This is a genomic window from Nocardia sp. NPDC127526, from assembly GCF_042672265.1.
GTDB lineage: Bacteria > Actinomycetota > Actinomycetes > Mycobacteriales > Mycobacteriaceae > Nocardia.
This window is the reverse complement of sequence record NZ_JBHXVO010000023.1, coordinates 114,798-133,872: the sequence shown is the minus strand read 5'-3', so window position 1 is coordinate 133,872 and position 19,075 is coordinate 114,798. Positions and strand designations below refer to the sequence as shown.

The 19,075-nt window shown below is 68.2% G+C and carries 17 protein-coding genes, 1 tRNA gene and 1 pseudogene; 9 read left to right on the top strand and 10 right to left on the bottom strand.

The features are described from left to right. Positions 1 to 122: 122 nt before the first annotated feature. The gene (locus ACFVIV_RS29280; protein ID WP_379201780.1) at positions 123 to 1,742 is read right to left on the bottom strand and encodes a peptide chain release factor 3; all 1,620 of its coding nucleotides are present in this window, start codon (positions 1,740 to 1,742) and stop codon (positions 123 to 125) included. Positions 1,743 to 1,853: 111 nt separating this feature from the next. Beyond that, positions 1,854 to 2,426, bottom strand: a complete 573-nt coding sequence (locus ACFVIV_RS29275) for a Uma2 family endonuclease (RefSeq protein ID WP_379201778.1) — start codon at positions 2,424 to 2,426, stop codon at positions 1,854 to 1,856. 160 nt (positions 2,427 to 2,586) lie between these two features. Between ACFVIV_RS29275 and ACFVIV_RS29270 the strand changes: the two genes are divergently transcribed. The 3 genes from ACFVIV_RS29270 to pth all read left to right on the top strand — a co-directional run bounded on the left by ACFVIV_RS29270 (position 2,587) and on the right by pth (position 4,700). Further along, the gene (locus ACFVIV_RS29270) at positions 2,587 to 3,249 is read left to right on the top strand and encodes a lysophospholipid acyltransferase family protein (protein WP_379201776.1); all 663 of its coding nucleotides are present in this window, start codon (positions 2,587 to 2,589) and stop codon (positions 3,247 to 3,249) included. 227 nt (positions 3,250 to 3,476) lie between these two features. Then, positions 3,477 to 4,079, top strand: a complete 603-nt coding sequence (locus tag ACFVIV_RS29265) for a 50S ribosomal protein L25/general stress protein Ctc (protein WP_379201774.1) — start codon at positions 3,477 to 3,479, stop codon at positions 4,077 to 4,079. A 39-nt stretch (positions 4,080 to 4,118) separates the two neighbouring features. Then, complete coding sequence (gene pth, locus ACFVIV_RS29260) at positions 4,119 to 4,700, top strand: aminoacyl-tRNA hydrolase (protein ID WP_379201772.1); 582 nt, start codon at positions 4,119 to 4,121, stop codon at positions 4,698 to 4,700. A gap of 50 nt (positions 4,701 to 4,750) precedes the next feature. On the opposite strand, the gene ACFVIV_RS29255 is transcribed toward pth, so the two are convergent. Then, the gene (locus ACFVIV_RS29255) at positions 4,751 to 6,397 is read right to left on the bottom strand and encodes a fatty acyl-AMP ligase (protein WP_379201770.1); all 1,647 of its coding nucleotides are present in this window, start codon (positions 6,395 to 6,397) and stop codon (positions 4,751 to 4,753) included. Between the two features lie 105 nt (positions 6,398 to 6,502). After that, the gene (locus ACFVIV_RS29250) at positions 6,503 to 7,675 is read right to left on the bottom strand and encodes an aminotransferase class V-fold PLP-dependent enzyme (RefSeq protein WP_379201768.1); all 1,173 of its coding nucleotides are present in this window, start codon (positions 7,673 to 7,675) and stop codon (positions 6,503 to 6,505) included. A 123-nt stretch (positions 7,676 to 7,798) separates the two neighbouring features. Between ACFVIV_RS29250 and egtA the strand changes: the two genes are divergently transcribed. From egtA to ACFVIV_RS29225, 5 genes and pseudogenes are all read left to right on the top strand, one after another. Next, complete coding sequence (egtA, locus tag ACFVIV_RS29245) at positions 7,799 to 9,127, top strand: ergothioneine biosynthesis glutamate--cysteine ligase EgtA (protein WP_379201766.1); 1,329 nt, start codon at positions 7,799 to 7,801, stop codon at positions 9,125 to 9,127. Between the two features lie 94 nt (positions 9,128 to 9,221). Further along, complete coding sequence (egtB, locus tag ACFVIV_RS29240; RefSeq protein WP_379201764.1) at positions 9,222 to 10,565, top strand: ergothioneine biosynthesis protein EgtB; 1,344 nt, start codon at positions 9,222 to 9,224, stop codon at positions 10,563 to 10,565. Further along, a pseudogene (locus ACFVIV_RS29235) lies at positions 10,565 to 11,021 on the top strand (hypothetical protein); the annotation flags it as partial. The gene egtB and the pseudogene ACFVIV_RS29235, both read left to right, overlap by 1 nt. Positions 11,022 to 11,958: 937 nt before the next feature. Further along, a complete protein-coding gene (gene egtD, locus ACFVIV_RS29230; protein WP_379201763.1) occupies positions 11,959 to 12,930 on the top strand; it encodes an L-histidine N(alpha)-methyltransferase in 972 nt (323 codons plus the stop codon). 54 nt (positions 12,931 to 12,984) lie between these two features. Continuing rightward, positions 12,985 to 13,398, top strand: coding sequence for a hypothetical protein (locus tag ACFVIV_RS29225; RefSeq protein WP_379201761.1), 414 nt, complete (start codon positions 12,985 to 12,987; stop codon positions 13,396 to 13,398). Between the two features lie 17 nt (positions 13,399 to 13,415). Here the strand turns inward: ACFVIV_RS29225 and ACFVIV_RS29220 are convergent, their stop codons facing one another. From ACFVIV_RS29220 to ACFVIV_RS29195, 6 genes are all read right to left on the bottom strand, one after another. Next, positions 13,416 to 14,054 (bottom strand): DUF2461 domain-containing protein, encoded by a 639-nt coding sequence (locus tag ACFVIV_RS29220; RefSeq protein ID WP_379201759.1) that lies wholly within the window; start codon positions 14,052 to 14,054, stop codon positions 13,416 to 13,418. A gap of 2 nt (positions 14,055 to 14,056) precedes the next feature. After that, positions 14,057 to 14,866 (bottom strand): hypothetical protein, encoded by an 810-nt coding sequence (locus ACFVIV_RS29215; protein WP_379201757.1) that lies wholly within the window; start codon positions 14,864 to 14,866, stop codon positions 14,057 to 14,059. Between the two features lie 16 nt (positions 14,867 to 14,882). Then, positions 14,883 to 15,206 carry a hypothetical protein gene (locus ACFVIV_RS29210; RefSeq protein WP_379201756.1) on the bottom strand — a complete coding sequence of 108 codons (324 nt, stop codon included), beginning with the start codon at positions 15,204 to 15,206 and terminating at the stop codon, positions 14,883 to 14,885. 182 nt (positions 15,207 to 15,388) lie between these two features. Beyond that, positions 15,389 to 16,369 (bottom strand): ribose-phosphate diphosphokinase, encoded by a 981-nt coding sequence (locus ACFVIV_RS29205; protein WP_379201754.1) that lies wholly within the window; start codon positions 16,367 to 16,369, stop codon positions 15,389 to 15,391. Beyond that, on the bottom strand, positions 16,366 to 17,847 hold the full coding sequence (gene glmU / locus ACFVIV_RS29200) for a bifunctional UDP-N-acetylglucosamine diphosphorylase/glucosamine-1-phosphate N-acetyltransferase GlmU (protein ID WP_379201752.1): 1,482 nt from the start codon (positions 17,845 to 17,847) through the stop codon (positions 16,366 to 16,368). Before glmU ends, ACFVIV_RS29205 begins: the two co-directional genes overlap by 4 nt. A 108-nt stretch (positions 17,848 to 17,955) precedes the next feature. Continuing rightward, a tRNA-Gln gene (locus tag ACFVIV_RS29195) sits at positions 17,956 to 18,026 on the bottom strand. 383 nt (positions 18,027 to 18,409) lie between these two features. Here ACFVIV_RS29195 and ACFVIV_RS29190 point away from each other — a divergent pair. Further along, positions 18,410 to 19,024 carry a TetR/AcrR family transcriptional regulator gene (locus tag ACFVIV_RS29190; protein WP_379201789.1) on the top strand — a complete coding sequence of 205 codons (615 nt, stop codon included), beginning with the start codon at positions 18,410 to 18,412 and terminating at the stop codon, positions 19,022 to 19,024. The last annotated feature ends 51 nt before the right edge of the window (positions 19,025 to 19,075 follow it).

Here is a 19,075-nt window from a genome sequence, read left to right as displayed (position 1 = left end):
CGGGCTGGGCCGGCGGTTGTTAAATTTCTCCCCGTCCCGCCCCCGAACCCCGCCGGAGCGAAGCGGAGGCAAATTAAACACAGCCACGAGCGTTTCTAGCGCAGACCCACCCGTCTTCCCACCTACTCCGTGCCCGCGACCAGCAGCTCGAGCGTCAGCTCAGGCATTTCCTTCTGGATGTATTGCAAGCGCCACTTGTCGCTGAAAAGCGCCAAAAGCGCCCCATCCGTACGAGTGAAGACCTCGACCCCGCGCTGGCGGTTGAGTTCGGCGGCGGAGGCGGCGTCGGTGCGGCGGGCCAGTTGGTAGGGCAGGTGATCCAGCTGGGTTTCGACGTTGTATTCGCCGAGCATGCGAGCCGTCATGACTTCGAACTGCATCGGGCCGACGGCGGCCAGAACAGGGGAGGCGTCGCCGCGGGTGTCGTTGCGCAGGATCTGCACGACCCCTTCGGAATCCAGCTGGTCGATGGCCTTGCGGAACTGCTTGTATTTGCCCTGGCTCTGGGCGCGCAGAGTGGCGAAGTGTTCGGGAGCGAAGGACGGGATAGGCGGGAACTGCACCTTCTTGTCCACGAACAGGGTGTGCCCGGGAGCCAGCGCGGTCGCGTTGACCAGACCGACCACATCGCCCGGGTACGCCGTGTCGACGGTGGAACGTTCCCGCCCGAAGACGGTCAGCGCGTATTTGGTGGCGAACGGCCGCCCCGTCTGGGCATGCGTCACGACCATGCCGCGCTCGAATTCCCCGGACACGATGCGCATGAACGCGAGCCGGTCACGGTGGGCGGAGTCCATGCCGGCCTGCACCTTGAAGATGACCGCGCTGAACGGGTCGGTGGTCTCGCGCGGTTTGCCGTCCACGTCATTGCGGGGCCGCGGCGCGGGCGCGAGTTCGACGAGGGTGTCGAGGATCTGCCGGACGCCGAAGTTCAGCATGGCGGAGGCGTAGATGACGGGGGAGGTGTGCCCGGCCAGGAACAGCTCCTGGTCGTGGTCTTGGCCTGCGGCGGAGAGCAATTCGCTCTCTTCGGCGGCCGTGGTCCAGGTGTCGCCTTCGCGTTCCGCGGCCTGCTCCGGGGTGTAATGCTCCTCGGGCGCGATGGTCGCGCCGCCCGCGGTGCGGGTGAAATGGATGTACTCGGTGGGTGCGCCCTCGTCGCCGCGGCGCAGCAGGCCGCGGAAGTCCCCGGCAATGCCCACCGGCAGGAACAGCGGGGTCGGGGTGAGGCCGATGCGCTCGACGATCTCGTCGAGCAGTTCCAGCGGCGCCTGACCGGGCCGGTCCCACTTGTTGATGACGGTGATCACCGGAATCCCGCGGTCCCGCGCCACCTGAAAAAGCTTGAGCGTCTGCGGTTCCAGGCCCTTGGCGGCGTCGATGAGCATGACCGCCGCGTCGACGGCGGTGAGCACCCGGTAGGTGTCCTCGGAGAAGTCGGAGTGGCCCGGGGTGTCGACCAGATTGATCACGCAGTCCCCGTATTCGAACTGCAGCGCCGTCGAGCTGACCGAGATGCCGCGGGCCTTCTCCATCTCCATCCAGTCGGAGACGGTGGCCTTGCGCCCGCCCTTGCCGTGCACCGCGCCGGCCTCGGAGATGACCTTGGCGTGCAGCGCGAGGGCCTCGGTGAGCGTCGACTTACCGGCGTCCGGATGCGAGATCACCGCGAAGGTGCGCCGCCGCGCCACCTCGTCGGCCAGCCCGGATGCGGTGGTCGCGTTGGTGGTCGGGGAACTCACGGGGGACTCCTTTTGCAGACGAGGCAACCGGTCCAGGCTACGCGACACGCGGTATCGCCCAACCAGCCGGTCCGCTGGCCCCGAGCGTGATCGGCCAGGCTTCGCGCAGGTTCAGCGCGCGAGCGCGCTCAGGTCGATCTCGATCGAGAATGGCACGGTCAGCACGAGTCGGCCGCGATGGATTCCGGTGGGGACATAGGAACGAGTCGTGTCATCGAGTTCGTAGGAGTGAACGGCCGGAATGCCGCCTTCATCCTCGATGCGCCAGTAATGCCGAATGCCCGCGCGTGCGTACTTGAACGGCTTGGTTTCGCGATCGCGCTCCTGCGACTCATCCGAGACGACCTCGACCACCAGGGCGACTTGCTCCGGAAGGAAGCAGGTCCGATTCGGGTCGTACGGAACCACCGCGGCGACCACGTCGGGTTCCGGCCGGCTGCTTTTGCTGAGCTTCACCGTCATCTGCGCCTCCACGGTGTGACCGTCCGGCGCCTGGTCCTCCACAGCCGCGGTCAGCCGTCGGACCACGCGGTCGTGCCACGACCGCTGGGGAGACATCATGAAGATCAGCGCTCCGTCGATCAACTCGGTGTGGCGGGGCAGGTCGGGGATCCGGTCGAGGTCGTCCGCTTCCCATCCGGTCGGCCTCGGCGGATACATCCACGCCGGTAGTGTCGCGGTCATCGATTTCCGTCCTCGCTTGCTGCGGTGATCGTCCCGGCTACCAGCCTAAACGAGGCGAACGGCACCCGGCACGGTGCTGTGTGCCGCTGCAGCGTGGGTCGACAGCAGTGCCGGGGCTCGGGTAGCAATGTCCGTACGTTCTTCTCCGGGGAGGGTTTTCGTGTCGTACTGGTTCCTGAAGTACGTGTTGGTCGGTCCGATACTGCGGCTGCTGGGACGGCCGAAAATCGAAGGACTCCAGCATGTTCCGAAGGACGGCCCGGTGATCATCGCGGCCAATCACCTGGCCGTGGTCGATTCCCTCTACCTGTGCCTGGTGCTGCCGCGCCGCCTCACCTTCATCGCCAAACAGGAGTACTTCACCGAGGGCGGCGTGCGCGGCCGCATCAACCGCTGGGTCATGAACGCCACCGGACAGGTCCCGGTCGACCGCTCCGGCGGCAGCGCCGGCTCCGATTCCCTGGCGGCGGCGATCCGGATTCTGGAGAACGGCGGCATGTGGGGCATCCACCCCGAAGGCACCCGCTCCCCGGACGGCCGGATCTATCGCGGCCGCACCGGCGTCATTCGGGTCGCCATGCACACCGGCGCGCCGGTGGTCCCGGTGGTGCTGTCCGGCACCGATCGCGTCAATCCCCGTAACCGCCGTTTTCTGCGCCCGGCCAAGGTGCGGATCTCCTTCGGCCGCCCCCGCTACTTCCTGCCCGCCGATCAGCAGGCCGTGCGCCGCGCCACCGATGACCTGATGGCCGATATCGTGCGCCGTTCCGGCCGTCCGTACGTGGACTGCTACGCCGCGACCTTCAAGACCGGCGCGCATTAGTGCACGGGGGGTCCGATTTCAAGGGGGAATCGGGTGCGTGTTAAGGTTCTCGGGTTGTCTCGGCGAGGGTGCGACACCCAGTTGTCCACCGTGATCGACGCGGCTCGGCTTCGGGCCGTCCCATGTTCGGTTCTCGCCTGACGAGAAGACCAACACAGCCAGGGCGGCACCAGTACCCCTGGCACACCCGCTGACACAGCCCGGACGAGCCCCAGGAGTAGACAGTCATGTCCGACGCCAACCTTCTCGAAGCCACCGTACGCACCGAGTTCGGTAAGGGTGCCGCGCGTCGGACCCGCCGCGACGGCAACGTTCCCGCCGTGCTCTACGGCCACAACGAAGAGCCGCAGCACCTGGCCGTCGACGCCAAGGCCTTCGCCGCCATCCTGCGCGCGCACGGCACCAACGCCATCCTGAACCTGGACATCGCCGGCAAGAAGCAGCTGGCCATGACCAAGTCGGTCGTCGTCCACCCGCTGCGCCGCTACATCGAGCACGCCGACCTGCTGATCATCCGCCGCGGCGAGCGCGTCACCGCCGATGTGCACATCACCCTGGTCGGCGAGGCCGGCTCCGGCACCCTGGTCACCCAGGAAGCCACCACCCTGTCCGTCGAGGCCGACGCGCTGAAGCTGCCCGAGGCCATCGAGGTCTCCATCGAGGGCGCCGAGCCGGGCACCCAGATCACCGCCGGCGCCATCGAGCTGCCGAAGGGCGTCACCCTGGCCGGTGACGCGGAGGCGCTGATCGTCAACATCATCGCCGCCCCGGCCGCCGCCGTCGAGGAAGAGGCCGAGGGCGAGGCCGCCGCCGAGGAAGCCGCCGAATAATTCGGCCTCTCGCAACGACTTTCAGCAGAAGTCACCGCGATGACCGTGACTGATGCCGGGCCCGTGCTCGTGGTCGGACTGGGGAATCCCGGAACCGAATACGAGCGCACCCGGCACAATGTCGGGTTCATGGTCGCCGATGTGCTCGCGGAGCGCGTCGGCGGCCGTTTCACCGTGCACAAGAAGTCGGGCGCCGATCTCCTGGAGGCGCGCCTGGACGGGCGCAAGGTGCTCATCGCCAAGCCGCGCAGCTATATGAACCTGTCCGGGCGGCCGGTTGCCGCGCTGGCGAAGTTCTTCTCCGTGCCCGCGAGCGACATCATTGCCGTGCACGACGAATTGGATCTGCCCTTCGGCACCATCCGGCTCAAGCAGGGCGGTGGCGAGGGCGGGCACAATGGCCTGCGCTCCATGTCGCAGGCGCTGACCACCAAGGACTACCTGCGGGTCCGGTTCGGCATCGGGCGTCCGCCGGGCCGGCAGGATCCCGCCGACTATGTGCTGAAGCCGTTCGCCGCGCCGGAGCGCAAGGAACTGCCGGTCATCGTCGAGCAGGCCGCGGACGCGGTCGAGCTGCTGCTGCGGGTGGGTTTGGAGCCCGCGCAGAATCAACTGCACTGAGCTGTTCCGACTTCGCCCCCGCCGCATTCGCGGCGGGGGCGAAGTCGTATTCAGGACAGGTGCGCGGCGGTCGCGGAGCGGCGGAGCTTGCCGGAGGATGTCTTCGGCAGCGCGCCCGGGCCGAGCACGGTCACGCTGCGTGGCCGCACACCGACTTCCGAGAAGACCGCGTGCACGACATCGTGTTCGATGCGTTTCACCTCGTCGAGATTCTGGTGGTCGTTGCTTTCCACGACCACCGCGAAACTCTCGCGTTTCTGCCCGGCGTCCAGGCGGACGGCGACCGCGTTTCCGGGCCGGACTCCCTTGACGCGCAAGGCCGCTCGCTCGATATCGGTGGGGAAGATATTGCGCCCGCCCATGATGATGACGTCCTTGATGCGGCCGCACACCACCACCAGGCCGTCCTCGGTGAAATAGCCGATATCGCCGGTGTCCAGCCAGCCCTCGGAATCCACCGCACTGCGGAATCCGTCCACCGTCACATAGCCGGAAGTGACTGCCGGGCCGCGTAATTCGATCACGCCGACCGAGCGCACCGGCAGCGGATTGCGGTCCGCGTCCACAATGCGGCCCTCCAGGTTGTCGACCAGATAGCCGAGCGTGGGCAGCCGGCGCACCGTGCCGTGGTGGTGTGCGGGATCGCGCACCCGCACCGCCTTGCCGATGGCTTCGAGCAGATCCGCGTCGACGAAATCCAGCACCTGCCCGAGCCCGGGATCGGGAACCGAGACGGCCAAGGTGGTTTCGGCCATGCCGTAGACCGGCGTCAGGGCCATCGGGTTCAGCCCGAAGCGCTGGCCGGCGGCGGCCATGGCCTCCATGGTGTCGGCGTCCACCGGTTCCGCGCCGTTCCACATGTAGCGCACGCTGCTCAGATCGACGGCGCCGTCATCGGCATTGCGCAGTTTGCGCGCCAGCAGGGAATACGCGAAATTCGGTGCGGCCGTGACGGTGCCGCGATATTTCGAGATGAGCTCGGCCCACAGTATCGGCCGCATGAGGAAGTCCAGCGGCGTCACGCACACCACCTCCGCGCCGAATTGCATGGGCACGGTGAGGAATCCGACCATCCCCATATCGTGGAACAGCGGCAGCCAGCTGATCATCACATCGTCGTCGAGCTGGTATTTCACCCGATCGAACATGGCGTAGGCATTGACGTAGAAGTTCCCGTGCGTGATCCGCACCGCCTTGGGAGATCCGGTCGAGCCGGATGTCAACTGCAACAGGGCGATATCGTCCTCGCCGGTCTCCAGCGGGTCGGCGGCCGCGCCCGCGCGCATGGAGTCGATGGTGATGACGGTGATGCCGCGCTCGACGAGCAACGGTTGCGCCGCCTCGAACGGCGCGCCCAGGATCACGGCCCGGGCCTCGATCATGTGCAGCACGGTCTCGGTGTCCCGCGCCCACATCATCAGATCCGTGCGCGGTGTGGGCTGGTGCAGCATGGTGATCGACGCCCCGCGCATCCACACCGCCTGGCAGGCGGGGGCGATATCGACGGGCATTCCGGCCAGCACGCCCACCGCGTCCCCGCGCCCGATGCCGGCCGCCGCCAGCCCGCCCGCCATGCGGCGCGCGATCTGGTGGATCTCGCCCCAGGTCTGCCGTTTCGGCGCGTCCGGTTCGCCGGTCACCAGCCCGTGCGCGGATGTGCGCGCGGTCGCATACATTTCGTCGGTGAAGCGGCTCACGGTCGACTCCTCACACGCTGCCCTGCACCTCAACTATCCCGCCCCCGCGCGTGCCCGGTAACCCTTTCCGGCCGACCGGCCGCCCTGTATTCGCGCGTGTCGCGGTCAGCGGAGTCCGGCGACGGCGGTGATGAAGCGGTCCAGATCGTCGAAATCCACGAAGCAGTGCGGGGAGGCGCGCACGACCGAGTCCAGGTCGCGGGCCGTCATATCCAGCAGCGTGGAGGAGCGGTGGCTGACCGTCACGGTAATGGCCTGGGCGGCCAGGCGGTCGCGCACCTCGATGCCGGTCAGGCCGTCCACGGTGAAGGAGACGATGCCCGCGTGCTGGGTGCCGCGATCGCGCACGGTGACGCCGGGGATCTCCGGCAGGGCCTTGCGCAGGTATTCGGCGCGCTCGGCAATGGCCGCGTAGACCTGCGCCGGACCGAGATCGAGCAGGTAGCGCACGGCCGCGCCGAGGCCGAGGCGGCCGGCGACATCGCATTCCCAGAATTCGAAGCGGGAGGCGTCGGGGGCGAGGGTGTAGTCCTGCGGATCGGTCCACTGCGCGCTGTGCAGGTCGAGGCGGCCGGGCTCGAGGGTGACGGCGAGTTCGGGGCGGACGTAGAGGAAGCCGGTGCCGCGCGGGCCGCGTAGCCATTTGCGGCCGGTGGCCGACAGCGCGTCCACCCCGAGTTCGGCGACGTCCAGGGGCAGCTGGCCGGCGGACTGGCAGGCGTCGAGCAGGGTCAGCGCACCCGCGCGGCGGGCGATGCGGGCGGCCTCGGCGACCGGGTTGACCAGGCCGCCATTGGTCGGAACATGCAGCAGCGACACGATTTTCACGCGGTCGTCGAGCAGGGATTCGAGCGCGTCCAGATCGAGCTGGCCGCTGCCGTCGCTGGGAATGGCCTCGACGGTCGCGCCGGTCTGCCGGGCGCGCTGCAGGGCGGCGATGGCATTGCTGGCGTAGTCCGCGCCGGAGATGAGGATGCGATCGCCGGGGCCCACGGGCACCGAATAGAAGAAATCGGACCACGAGCGGCTGGCGCTGTCGCTGAGCGCGATGCCCGCGGCGTCGGCATTGATGAGCTCGCCGATGGCCGTCTTGACCGCGTCCAGATCGCCGAGCCGTTCGTTCGCGGCGCGGTAGCCACCGATCTCCGCCTCCCGGCGCAGGTGCGCGATGGCGGTGTCGACCACGATCCGCGGCGGCAGGGACGACCCCGCGCTGTCGAGAAATACCTGGTTCGCGCAGCCGGGGGTATCGGCGCGCAGACCTGCGATGTTCAGCATGGAATCGACCATACGTGTTGGTGTGTTCTCCATTTCGTCAGATTTCGTGTCGGTGGGTATGGCTACCCTGGTTTGGTCGGCCTCGTGTCTGCGGCGGCCGATATCCAGGAGAGGGAGGTTGGCATGGCTGTCACGGCGTCCCCCACCGAGTTGCCGCGAGTTGCCGCACCCGATGCGCACCGCGCCGGTGAGCGCAATGGCCACGTCGCGAAGGCCCCGACCGGTGAGTTCTCGTCCCGCGCCGCGGCCGAGGCATACGTCGGAAAAGTCTGTTTCAAGCAAGGTCCGCCGCAACTGATCGGCGCCGAACTCGAGTGGCTCACCGCGCAAGGAGAGCGTTCGGTGTCCGCCCCGCGCCCCGACCTGACCGAGTTGGCGAGCGCACTGGGGCCCTACGCACCACGGTCGATATCCCCCGATTCCCCGGCGGTCGCGCTGCCGGGAGGCAGCCGGGTCACCATCGAACCCGGCGGGCAGATCGAATTGTCCTCTGCCCCGTTCGGCGCAGCCGCCGAACTCTGTGAGAATCTGCGCACCGACGCGATTCGCCTGCGGGAACTCCTCGAATCCCGCGCCATCCGAACCTTTTCCGCCGCCGCCGATGTCTCGCGGCCGGCTCAGCGCCTGCTCCAACTGCCGCGCTACTCCGCCATGGAACGGTCCTTCGCCGGGATCGGGCCGTTCGGCACGCTCATGATGTGCAATACCGCCGCCACCCAGGTGAGCGTGGACGCCGGGGCGGACGCCGCGGAGATCGCGGCCCGCTGGACCGCCCTGTACGCCATCGGTCCCGCGCTGCTGGCGGCCTTCGCCTGTTCGCCGGGGCTGCACGGCGCCCCGCCCGGCGCCTGGGCCTCCCAGCGCATGCGCACCTGGCTGCGGCTCGATCACCTGCGGACCCGGCCGCCCGTGCACGACTGGTCCGATCCGATCACCGGGTACGCCCGGTGGGCGCTGGAGGTACCGCTGCTGTGTGTGCGCGGCGACGGTGCGGATTGGACGGCCCCGCCCGGTGCGACCTTCGCCGACTGGCTGTGCGGTGCGCTCGACGACGAGATTCCCCGCCGGCCCGATCACACCGATCTCGACTATCACCTGACCACGGTCTTCCCGCCGGTTCGCGCCGCCGGGCATCTGGAGGTCCGCTATCTCGATGCCCAGCCGGGTGAGGCGTGGACCGTTCCGGTGCACGCCGTGGACGCCCTCATGTCCACACCCGCCGTGGTCGCCGAGGCGACGGCGCTGGCGGCGGAGACCGCCGGACGCTGGTCGGAGGCGGCCTGCCGCGGGCTGGCCGATCCGGAGATTCGCGCGGCGGCGGTCGCGCTGCTCGAACTGGCCGCCGCGCATGCAGTAACCCCGGATGCCGCAGCGGAATTGGCGGCGGCCGCGGAGCGATGTCGCCGTGGCAGCGCACCGCCGGACGACGGTGAGCCCGGGGGCCGGGGATGAGCTCCCGGCACCCGATCGGCACTTCCCGTGGCGGGGCGGGTGCCATCGGGCGATGTGCGCTGCCTGTTCCCTCTTTCGAATTCGGAGTTCTGTCATGACTGTTCAGCATTTGCCGGGGGCCGATCGCACCGAGACGGAGCGGCTGCGGGCGCGGATCGGGGAGACCCTCGAGCGGGCGCGGCGGCGCACCGCCGGGCTCACCGAATGCCTCGACGAGGCCGAGCTGGTGGCGCAGCATTCGCGCATCATGAGCCCGCTGGTGTGGGATCTGGCGCATATCGGGAACCAGGAGGAGCTGTGGTTGGTTCGCGATGTGGGCGGGCGGGAACCGGTGCGGGAGGACATCGACCACCTCTACGACGCGTTCAAGCATGCGCGGGCGGATCGGCCCGCCCTGCCGCTGCTGAATCCGGTGCAGGCCCGCGAGTATGTGGGCACGGTGCGGGAGAAGGTGTGGGATGTGCTGGAGCGCAGCCCGCTTCGCGGGGACGAGCTGGTGTCGGGCGGCTTCGCCTTCGGCATGATCGCCCAGCACGAACAGCAGCACGACGAGACCATGCTGGCCACGCATCAGCTGCGCACGGGGGAGGCGGTGCTGGCCGCGCCGCCCCCGCCCGTTCCGGCCGCGCCGGTGCACGGCGAAGTCGTCATTCCCGCAGGCGAATTCGTCATGGGCACCGATAGCGATCCGTGGGCCCTGGACAATGAGCGGCCCGCGCATCCGGTGCACGTGCCCGGCTTCGCCATCGACGCCGCGCCCGTCACCAATGAGCAGTACCTGGCGTTCATGGCCGACGGCGGTTACGAGCGTCCGGAGCTGTGGTCCGAGCGGGGCTGGGCGCACCGCGTCGAAGCCGGGCTGGTGTCGCCGCAATTCTGGGAGCAGGACGGCGGCGGTCGTTGGTGGCGGCGGGTTTTCGGCACCATGCAGCCGTTGCGCCCGCGGCAGCCGGTGGTGCACGTCTGCTGGTTCGAGGCCGAGGCGTACGCCGCCTGGGCGGGCAAACGACTGCCCACCGAGGCGGAATGGGAGAAGGCGGCCCGCTTCGATCCGGCCACCGGCCGCTCCCGCCGCTACCCCTGGGGCGATGCCGATCCCGATGCCCACACCGCGAATCTCGGCCAGCACCACCTGGAACCGGCGGACGCGGGCGCCTATCCGGCGGGCGCGTCCCCGCACGGCGTGCACCAGCTGATCGGTGACGTCTGGGAATGGACCGCCTCCGGATTCGAGGCCTACCCGGGCTTCCGCGCGTTCCCCTACCGGGAGTACTCGGAGGTCTTCTTCGGCGGTGACTACCGCGTCCTGCGCGGCGGCTCCTTCGGCGCCGACCAGGTCGCCGCCCGCGGCACCTTCCGCAACTGGGACCACCCCATCCGCCGCCAGATCTTCTCCGGCTTCCGCCTGGCCCGCGACCTCCGATCGGACGAACTCTGATGTGCCGCCACCTCGGCTACCTGGGCCCACCCACCTCCGTCGGCGAACTCCTCACCCGCGGCCCGCACTCCCTGCGCACCCAATCCTGGGCTCCCAGGGAGATGCGCGGCGGCGGCACCATCAACGCCGACGGCTTCGGCGTCGCCTGGTGGACCCCCGCCGCCCCGCCCGACCACGGCCCCGGGGTCGGGTGGCACGGCGGTATGCCGCCGGATCCAGCCGATGCGCCGAGCTCCGAAATCGATGCGGCGCAGAACGGCCCGTCGTTGGTGAGCCGCTATCGCAATGCCGAGCCCATCTGGACCGACCCTGCGGTGGACGAGGTACTGCCGCAACTGCGTTCGACCGCGGTGCTGGCCGCCATCCGATCCGCAACGGTCGGCATGCCGGTGGAGCGGGCCGCGTGCGCGCCGTTCACCCACGGCCGCTGGGCCTTCAGCCACAACGGCGCCATCCCGGACTGGCGACACGCCCTGACCGCCGTTGCCGTGCAGTTCGATTCGCCTTCCCTGCTGGAGTCGGAATCGCTGACTGATTCGGCGGCGCTCTGGGTGATCCTGCGCGGCCTGCTCGAAGGCTCGGACGAGGCCGCGGTCGGTTACACCGAGCCGCTTCCGCGTGGAAGGCGCTCTGCGCCGCGCACATCCGAGCCCGGACGGAAGGGCACGCAGTCATCCAGCGCGAGCGACGCTCCGCCGGATGCGCCCGGCTTCAGCACCACGGTCTCGTTCGGCTCCGCCGTGAGCGTCAGCACCACCTCGGGCGCGCAACCTCAGGTCACCTCATGGAGCTGGACTGCCGGAGAGGAAGTCGGAACCACCGGCCAAGAAGACACAACCCACGCCGGACGCGGCGCGGGTGAGGCTCGAATTCACGGCCAGTCTCTGGTTTTCGGGCCGGGCGGCGCCACGGCGTGGAGTTGGACGGTGGGTGATCCGGAAAAGGGTGTCACCGAATCGGCGGCTGCGGGCGCTGTGCGCGGCGTGGATCCTGCGCAGCCGCAGGGCGGTTCGGCGCGACCCAGCACCGCCGATGACTCGGGGTCCGAGCCTGGTCCCACTGGTCGCGAGGCCGCGGTTGGACGTGGTGAGCGGGAGGGCGGGGTGCCGGGGATGGCACCGGATGCCGCGTTGCGGGCCGTGGTGGGGGCGGTACTGGAGCAGTCGCCGCGGGCTCGGCTGAATTTGTTGCTGGGGGATGGGGAAACGTTGTGGGCCACGACCGTGCATCACTCGTTGTCGGTGCTGGTGACCGAGGAGTTCGCGGTGGTGGCCTCGGAACCGTATGACGGGGATCCGCGGTGGCGGGCCATTGGGGACCGGCAGGTGGTGGGGGTGCGGCCGGGGTGGGTGTCGGTGGAACCGCTGGATATCGAGACTGGGAAGGCTTCTTCATGAATTCGGCTGAGCTGGAAGTTCATTTGACCGACGAGGATTTGACGGCGGCGCTGCGGGAGGATGTGCGCAACGGGTTGACCGCCGCGCCCAAGTGGCTGCCGCCGAAGTGGTTCTACGATGCGCGGGGGAGCGAGCTGTTCGAGGCGATCACCGAACTGCCGGAGTACTACCCGACGCGGACCGAGCGGGCGCTGCTGGAGCGGGTGGCGGGGGAGATCGCACAGGTGGCGCAGGCCGAGGTGCTGGTGGAGCTGGGCGCCGGATCCGCCGCCAAGACCCGGTTGCTGCTGGAGGCGCTGACCTCCGGCGGGCCATTGAAAACCTATGTGCCGCAGGATGTGTCGGTAGCGGCCCTGAGCGCGGCGGCCGATCAGGTGGCGGCGGAGTTCCCGCGGCTGGGCGTGCACGGCGTGGTCAGCGACTTCACCGCCACCCTCGACAATCTGCCCCGGGGCGGGCGGCGGATGATCGCCTTCCTGGGCGGCACCATCGGCAATCTCGTTCCGGCGGAACGGGCCGCGTTCCTGGCCGGCATCCACGAGGTGCTGGAGCCGGGGGAGCAGCTGCTGCTCGGCGCGGGCCTGGTCATCGATCCGGCCATTCTGGTGCCGGCCTACGACGACGCGGCCGGCGTGACCGCGGAGTTCAATCGCAATGTGCTGCACGTGCTCAACAAGCGCCTGGACGCGGACTTCGACCCGGAGAAGTTCGAGCACGTCGCGATCTGGGACGCCGAGCAGGAGTGGATCGAAATGCGGTTGGAGGCAACCGAATCCATGCGGGTCACCATCGCGGAACTGGATCTGACGGTCGAGTTCGCCGCGGGCGAGCAACTGCGCACCGAGATCTCGGCGAAGTTCCGGCGGGACGGCTTCGAGAAGGAGCTCGCCGCAGCGGGTTTCGCGACCGAGCGGGTGTGGGCCGATCCGGACGAGCGGTTCGCCCTGTTCCTGGCCGAACGCCGATAGCGTAACGGTCGAATCCGGCAATGGCGGTGGGGCCCGCGTCTACGATCGAGGGCAGTGAAGCCGTGGGAGATTTTAGGCCTCTGCCTCGGAGTGGCCGCATTCTGTATCGCCCTGCCGCCGTTGCTCGGCTGGCGCCGCGCCCGCCTGTGGGCGGTGGGCGGCCTGCTCCTGCTCGTGGGGGCGGTCGCCCTGCTGTTCCTGCCGCTCCCGCACCCCGTCGGCGATGTGGACTGCGGCACGGTGCTGCACCCGCGCCACGAATGGACCGGTCCGCCAATCTGTTTCGATCCGTTCAGCTGCAGCGAGCCCGATTTCCGGAAGCAGTGTGAGGGCAACCGCGCCGACCGCATGCGGATCATCGCGCTGATCGCCCTCGCCGGAGCCGGGATCATCGCACTCAGTGTCCTCGGCCTGCGCCGTGCGGAGCGCACCGGCCGCCGTGCGGAGCGCACCGGCTCGGACGACTGAACCCGGTCCCGCCCAGGCTATTTCTGCGCGGTGACCGCGCCCAGCCATTCCACCAGCGGCCGCAGCTCCTCCCAGGACTTGCGGATCTCCTCTGCGGCCCCGGGTTCGGTCAGCCAGGTGGGAGCGCCGAATTCGTATCCGGCGGTGAGGGATTGGTGCCGCAGCAGCTCGATGCGCGGATGATCGACGGTAAAGCCCTTGGGTTTGGTCTTGAGTTTGTCGCCGCCGATCGTGAATCCTGCCGAGACCAGTTGCGCCAGTATCGCTTCCAACTCCGCCCCGCGCACATCGTCGTCGATGGCCGTGCGCAGCGCCGCGAGCTGCGCGGGCGAGGCGGTGTACATGCCGCCGCCCACGAACAGCCCGGCGGCGGCGATCTGCACATACCAGCCGGTGTACTGGGCGGTGTGCACGACCGCGCCCTGATGAGTCTTGTAGGGCGACTTGTCCTTCGAAAACCTGACGTCACGATACGGCCGGAAGATCTTGGCCGTCCCGAAATCGGCCTCCAGGTCCGCGACCAGCGCCTGCATGGGGTCGCGCACCGACTCCTCCCAGACCTTCTTGTTGCCGGACCAGAAGGCCTTGGAGTTGTCGGCTTCGAGATCTTCGTAGAAATCGAGTCCCGCGAGCGGGAATCCGGTGAAACGGGGCATGACTAATAGTCACCCGGAGTGAGGCCGTTGGTACCGACGATCACGAAGGCGAAGATCAAGCCCAGCACCATGCAGACGCCGCCGGCGATGGCGGCCCACTTCCCGAGCGGTTCGCCCTTGCTGTTGCCGACGATGCCCAGCACGATGGCGGCGATGCCGAGGCCGAGCGGGCAGAAGATGAGCGAGATTCCCGCGCACACGAATCCGATGATGGAGAAGATCTGCGGTCCGGTCCGCGGCGGAGCACCGTAGGGCTGCGCCGGATACGCCTGGTACTGCTGCCCGTACTGCTGTTGACCGTACTGCTGTTGACCATAGGGCTGCTGATCGTAAGGCTGCGGCTCGTACGGTTGTTGCCCGTAAGGCTGCTGACCGTAGGGTTGCTGCTGCCCATACGGCTGCCCGTAAGGCTGCTGCCCATATGGCTGCTGGCCGTAGGGCTGCTGCCCCGGCGGCGGATACGACGGATATCCGGACTGTTCCGGCCCGCCGGATGCCTGCTGGGCGTTCGGGTCCCAGTACTGGGCAGGCGGCGGCGTGGGCGGCGGATATCCGGCCTGCGATTCCTGTCCCCGCGGTTCGTAGTGCTCCGGCGGCGGATAGTCCCCGGGGGCGTGATGAGCATTCGGATCCCACGGCTTGCCGGGCGGCGGTGCGGCCTCTTCGGGCGCGGGCGCGCTCGCCGCACTGCCGGATGCGCCGGTCTCCACCGGGTCGTGCGCGACCCCGGGTTCTCCGGTCGCGGGCGTATCGGCCTTCTTCTTCAGCGGATCCTCGGACCCGGATAGCGGTTCGTTCGGCGGGGTGCTCATGACGCCCTCCTCAGTGTCAGTCGCCGGGTTCGTCCACGATGTCCATGGCCGCGACCTCGGCGGGCCGATCGTCCTCGGACTTGTACTCGTCACGCTGACGGCGGCGGGTCCATTCCTGGTCGAGTTCGGCTTCGATGCCCAGCCGCCCGGTGTCGTCGTTCTCCCGATTCCGGATGACCAGGTCCTCGGGTGGATCGGCGATATAGCGCTCGTATTCGCGGATCTCGTCGGCTTGATCGTCATCGCCGAGGTCGTAGTCGAGATCCTCGACGTCGTCGTCATCGGCGTCGAAGACCTGATCCATCAGCTGGTCGTCGTTATCGCCGGGCCGGTCGTCCATACGGCACTGCCTCTCCGCGCGTCAGCGCACCTCGAGCAAACCACCGTTTACAAGGTTCAACGCTACCGCTGCCATCCGGAAGGGGCACCCATTGCCGCTCGATTTCCGCAAAACGGGCGCACCTCACGCGAAAGGCCCCCTTCGCGGTGGCGAAGGGGGCCTCGGAGTCTCGCGAGCCGGGTTTAGGCGGACCCGTTGAAAAGCCCGGTCACGGAACCGTTTTCGAACACCTCGCGGATGGTCTGCGCCAGCAGCGGGGCGATCGACAGCACGGTCAGCGTGGGGAACTTCTTGGCCTCGTCGATCGGCAGCGTGTCGGTGACCACGACCTCCTTGGCCCCGCAGGCGGCCAGCCGCTCGGAGGCCGGGGCGCTGAGGATGCCGTGCGTGGCGGCGATGACCACATCGCCCGCGCCGGCCTCCTTGAGCACCTTGACCGCGCCGGCGATGGTGCCGCCGGTGTCGATCATGTCGTCGATCAGGATGCAGGTGCGGCCCTCGACCTCGCCGACCACGCGATTGGCCACAACCTGGTTGGGCACCAGCGGATCACGGGTCTTGTGGATGAACGCCAGCGGCGCGTCACCGAGGTTGTTGGCCCACTTCTCGGCGACCTTCACCCGACCGGCGTCGGGGGAGACGACGGTGATGTTCTCCAGGGTGTAGTTGGTCCGAATGTGCTCGGCCAGCTGCACCTGGGCGTGCATGTGATCGACCGGGCCGTCGAAGAAGCCCTGGATCTGATCGGTGTGCAGGTCGACGGTGATGATGCGGTCCACGCCGGCGGTCTTGAGCAGATCGGCGATGAGGCGAGCGGAGATGGGCTCGCGGCCGCGGTGCTTCTTGTCCTGTCGGGCGTAGGGATAGAACGGCAGCACCGAGGTGATGCGCTTGGCCGAACCGCGCTTGAGCGCGTCGATCATGATCAGGTGCTCCATGACCCACTGGTTCAGCGGGGCCGGAAAGCTCTGCAGCACGAAGGCGTCGGAGCCGCGAACCGATTCCTCGAACCGGACGAAGGTCTCGCCGTTCGCGAAATCGCGCGCGGTCTGGGGGGTGACGTGGACGTTGAGTTCCTTGGCCACCGCCTCGGCGAGCTCAGGATGAGCGCGTCCCGAGAACAGCATCAGGTTCTTGTGGTTTTCGGTAGAGAACGCGGTCACTGACGTTCGCCATCCTTTTGCTCGTCGGTAATCTCATTGGCCGCGATGGCCATATCGGCTGCCTTTGCGGCCTCGGTGCCGGGGCGATTGCGCTGCACCCAGCCTTCAATATTGCGCTGTGCCCCACCCGACACCGCAAGAGCACCCGGGGGAACGTTTCTGCGCAGTACAGTACCCGCCGCCGTATACGCGCCGTCACCCACCGTGACAGGTGCGACGAACATGGTGTCGCTGCCCGTGCGCACGTGCGAACCGACGACGGTGTGGTGCTTCTTCACCCCGTCGTAGTTGACGAAGACGCTGGAAGCGCCGATGTTGCTGTGCTCGCCGATGGTGGCATCACCCACATAGGTGAGGTGCGGGACCTTGGAGTGCGCGCCGATGGCGGCGTTCTTGGTCTCGACGAAGGCGCCGAGCTTGCCGGCATCGCCGACCGAGGTGCCGGGCCGCAGGTAGGTGAACGGGCCGACATTGGCGCCGGGGCCGATGCTGGATTTCTCGCCGTGGGTGCGGATCACCTTGGCCCCCGCACCGACCATCATATCGGTGAGCGTGGAGTCGGGGCCGATCTCGGCGTCCTCGCCGATCACGGTGTCGCCCAACAGTTGTACGCCCGGGCGGATGATGGCGTCGCGCCCGATCACCACGCTGCCGTCGATCCAGGTGCTGGCCGGATCGACAATGGTGACGCCGGCGCGCATGTGCCGTTCGACGATGTAGCGATTGAGGGTGCGCCCGGCGTCGGCCAGCTGCACGCGGTCGTTGACGCCGGTGACCTTGGCCGAGTCCAGCAGTCGCGCGCCGTGCACCGGATGCCCGGCCTCGCGGGCCAGCTTCAGCACATCGGTGAGGTACAGCTCGTGGCGGGCATTGGCGGTGTCGATGCGGGAGATCATGACCCGCAGCACGGCGGCGTCGAAGACGTAGACGCCGGAGTTCACCTCGGTGATGGCGGCCTGCTCCGGAGTGGCGTCGGCGTGCTCGACGATTTCCAGCACCCGGCCGTTGTCATCGCGGACGATGCGGCCGTAGCCGTTGGGGTCCTCGGGTTCGAAGGTCAGCACCGTGACGGCGGAGCCTTCGGAGTAGCTGCGGTGCTCGTCGAGCAGCGCGTTGAGGGTGTGCCCGTCCAGCAGCGGCACATCCGCGTAGGTGACGAGCAGGTTCCCGCTGAAATCGGCGGGCACCGCGGTGAGCGCGCACTGGACGGCGTGCCCGGTGCCGCGCTGTTCCTCCTGCACCGCGAGCACGATCTCGCGATCGAGCTCCTTGGCCACCGCCCCCACGGAGGCCCCTACTTGTTCGCGGTCGTGTCCGACGACGGTAATGAGGTGCGTCGGGTCGATCTCGTTCGCCGCATGCAGCGCGTGCGCGAGCATGCTGCGGCCGGCCAGCGGGTGCAACACCTTGGGGGTCTTGGACCGCATTCGAGTTCCGGCTCCGGCGGCGAGAACGACGACGGCGGTCTGCTGTGGCATGGATCTCCCTCGGCTGCGCGTCATCGTGCTGAGTTCTTCATTGTGCTGGGCCACAGTTGTGCTGCGTCAGCGATGTGCGGGGCCAACGATAGTGACCCTGCTCGCGAGCTCCGCCGCCAGGACTCGAACCTGGACTAACTGAACCAAAATCAGTGGTGCTGCCATTACACTACGGCGGATTGACACCGGCGGACCGTACGGTTCGCCGCTCTCTATCAACGGCATGCGCCCTAGATACTCGCACACGGGACCATGATTTCGCGATTTTTGATTGCACCAAGCGTCCCAGGGGCACCAGCCGGTGGCTTCGCAAGGTAACAACTGATCTCGCGCGGTCCGGGTAACTCCAGGGGGACGGGCCGACCCGGCTACGGTGCCAACCGTCGGCCCGCGACGTAAGTCCCGGCGCGCCCGACCTGTCGGCAAGAATCGCGGAGAGGCGGGCCGGTCTGGAAGAGTTGTAGGACGGGCGTACGGGATTGGGCGTACGGAATCGGCAGAGACCTAGTGGGAGGCGGGAGCGATGGCTTCGGGTGAAGCGAACCGGGTGTCGCGCCCGCGCATGACCGGGACGCAGCGCAGACAGCAGTTGATCGAGATCGGCCGGGCGCTGTTCGCGGAGCGCGGCTACGACGCGACCTCGATCGAGGAGATCGCGCAGCGGGCGCAGGTCTCGAAACCCGTAGTGTACGAACACTTCGGGGGCAAGGAGGGGTTGTACGCGGTCGTGGTGGATCGGGAGATGTCCACGCTGCTCGAGATGATCAGCGCCTCGCTCACCCAGAACCGTTCGCGGGTGCGCCTGGAACAGGTGGCGCTGGCGTTGCTCACCTATATGGAGGAGCGCACCGACGGCTTCCGCATCCTCATGCGCGATCAGCCGGTGTCGGCGGCGGAGGGCACCTACTCCTCTCTGCTCAATGAGGCCGTGAATCAGGTGGCGCACATCCTCGCCGGGGATTTCGAACGGCGTGGTTTCGATACGAGTCTTGCGGTGCTGTACGCACAAGCGCTGGTAGGCATGGTCGCCACGGCCGCGACCTGGTGGCTGGACGAGCGGTCGCCGTCCAAGGAAGTGGTGGCCGCGCACCTGGTGAATCTGTGCTGGAACGGGCTCACGCATTTGGAGGCGGACCCCAAGCTGGCCTCGGAATGGCCCAGCGGCAAAGGGGTATGAAACCAATCGGTCTGAAACTTTCGTCGCGCGGCGGCGGAACTGGACAGTTAA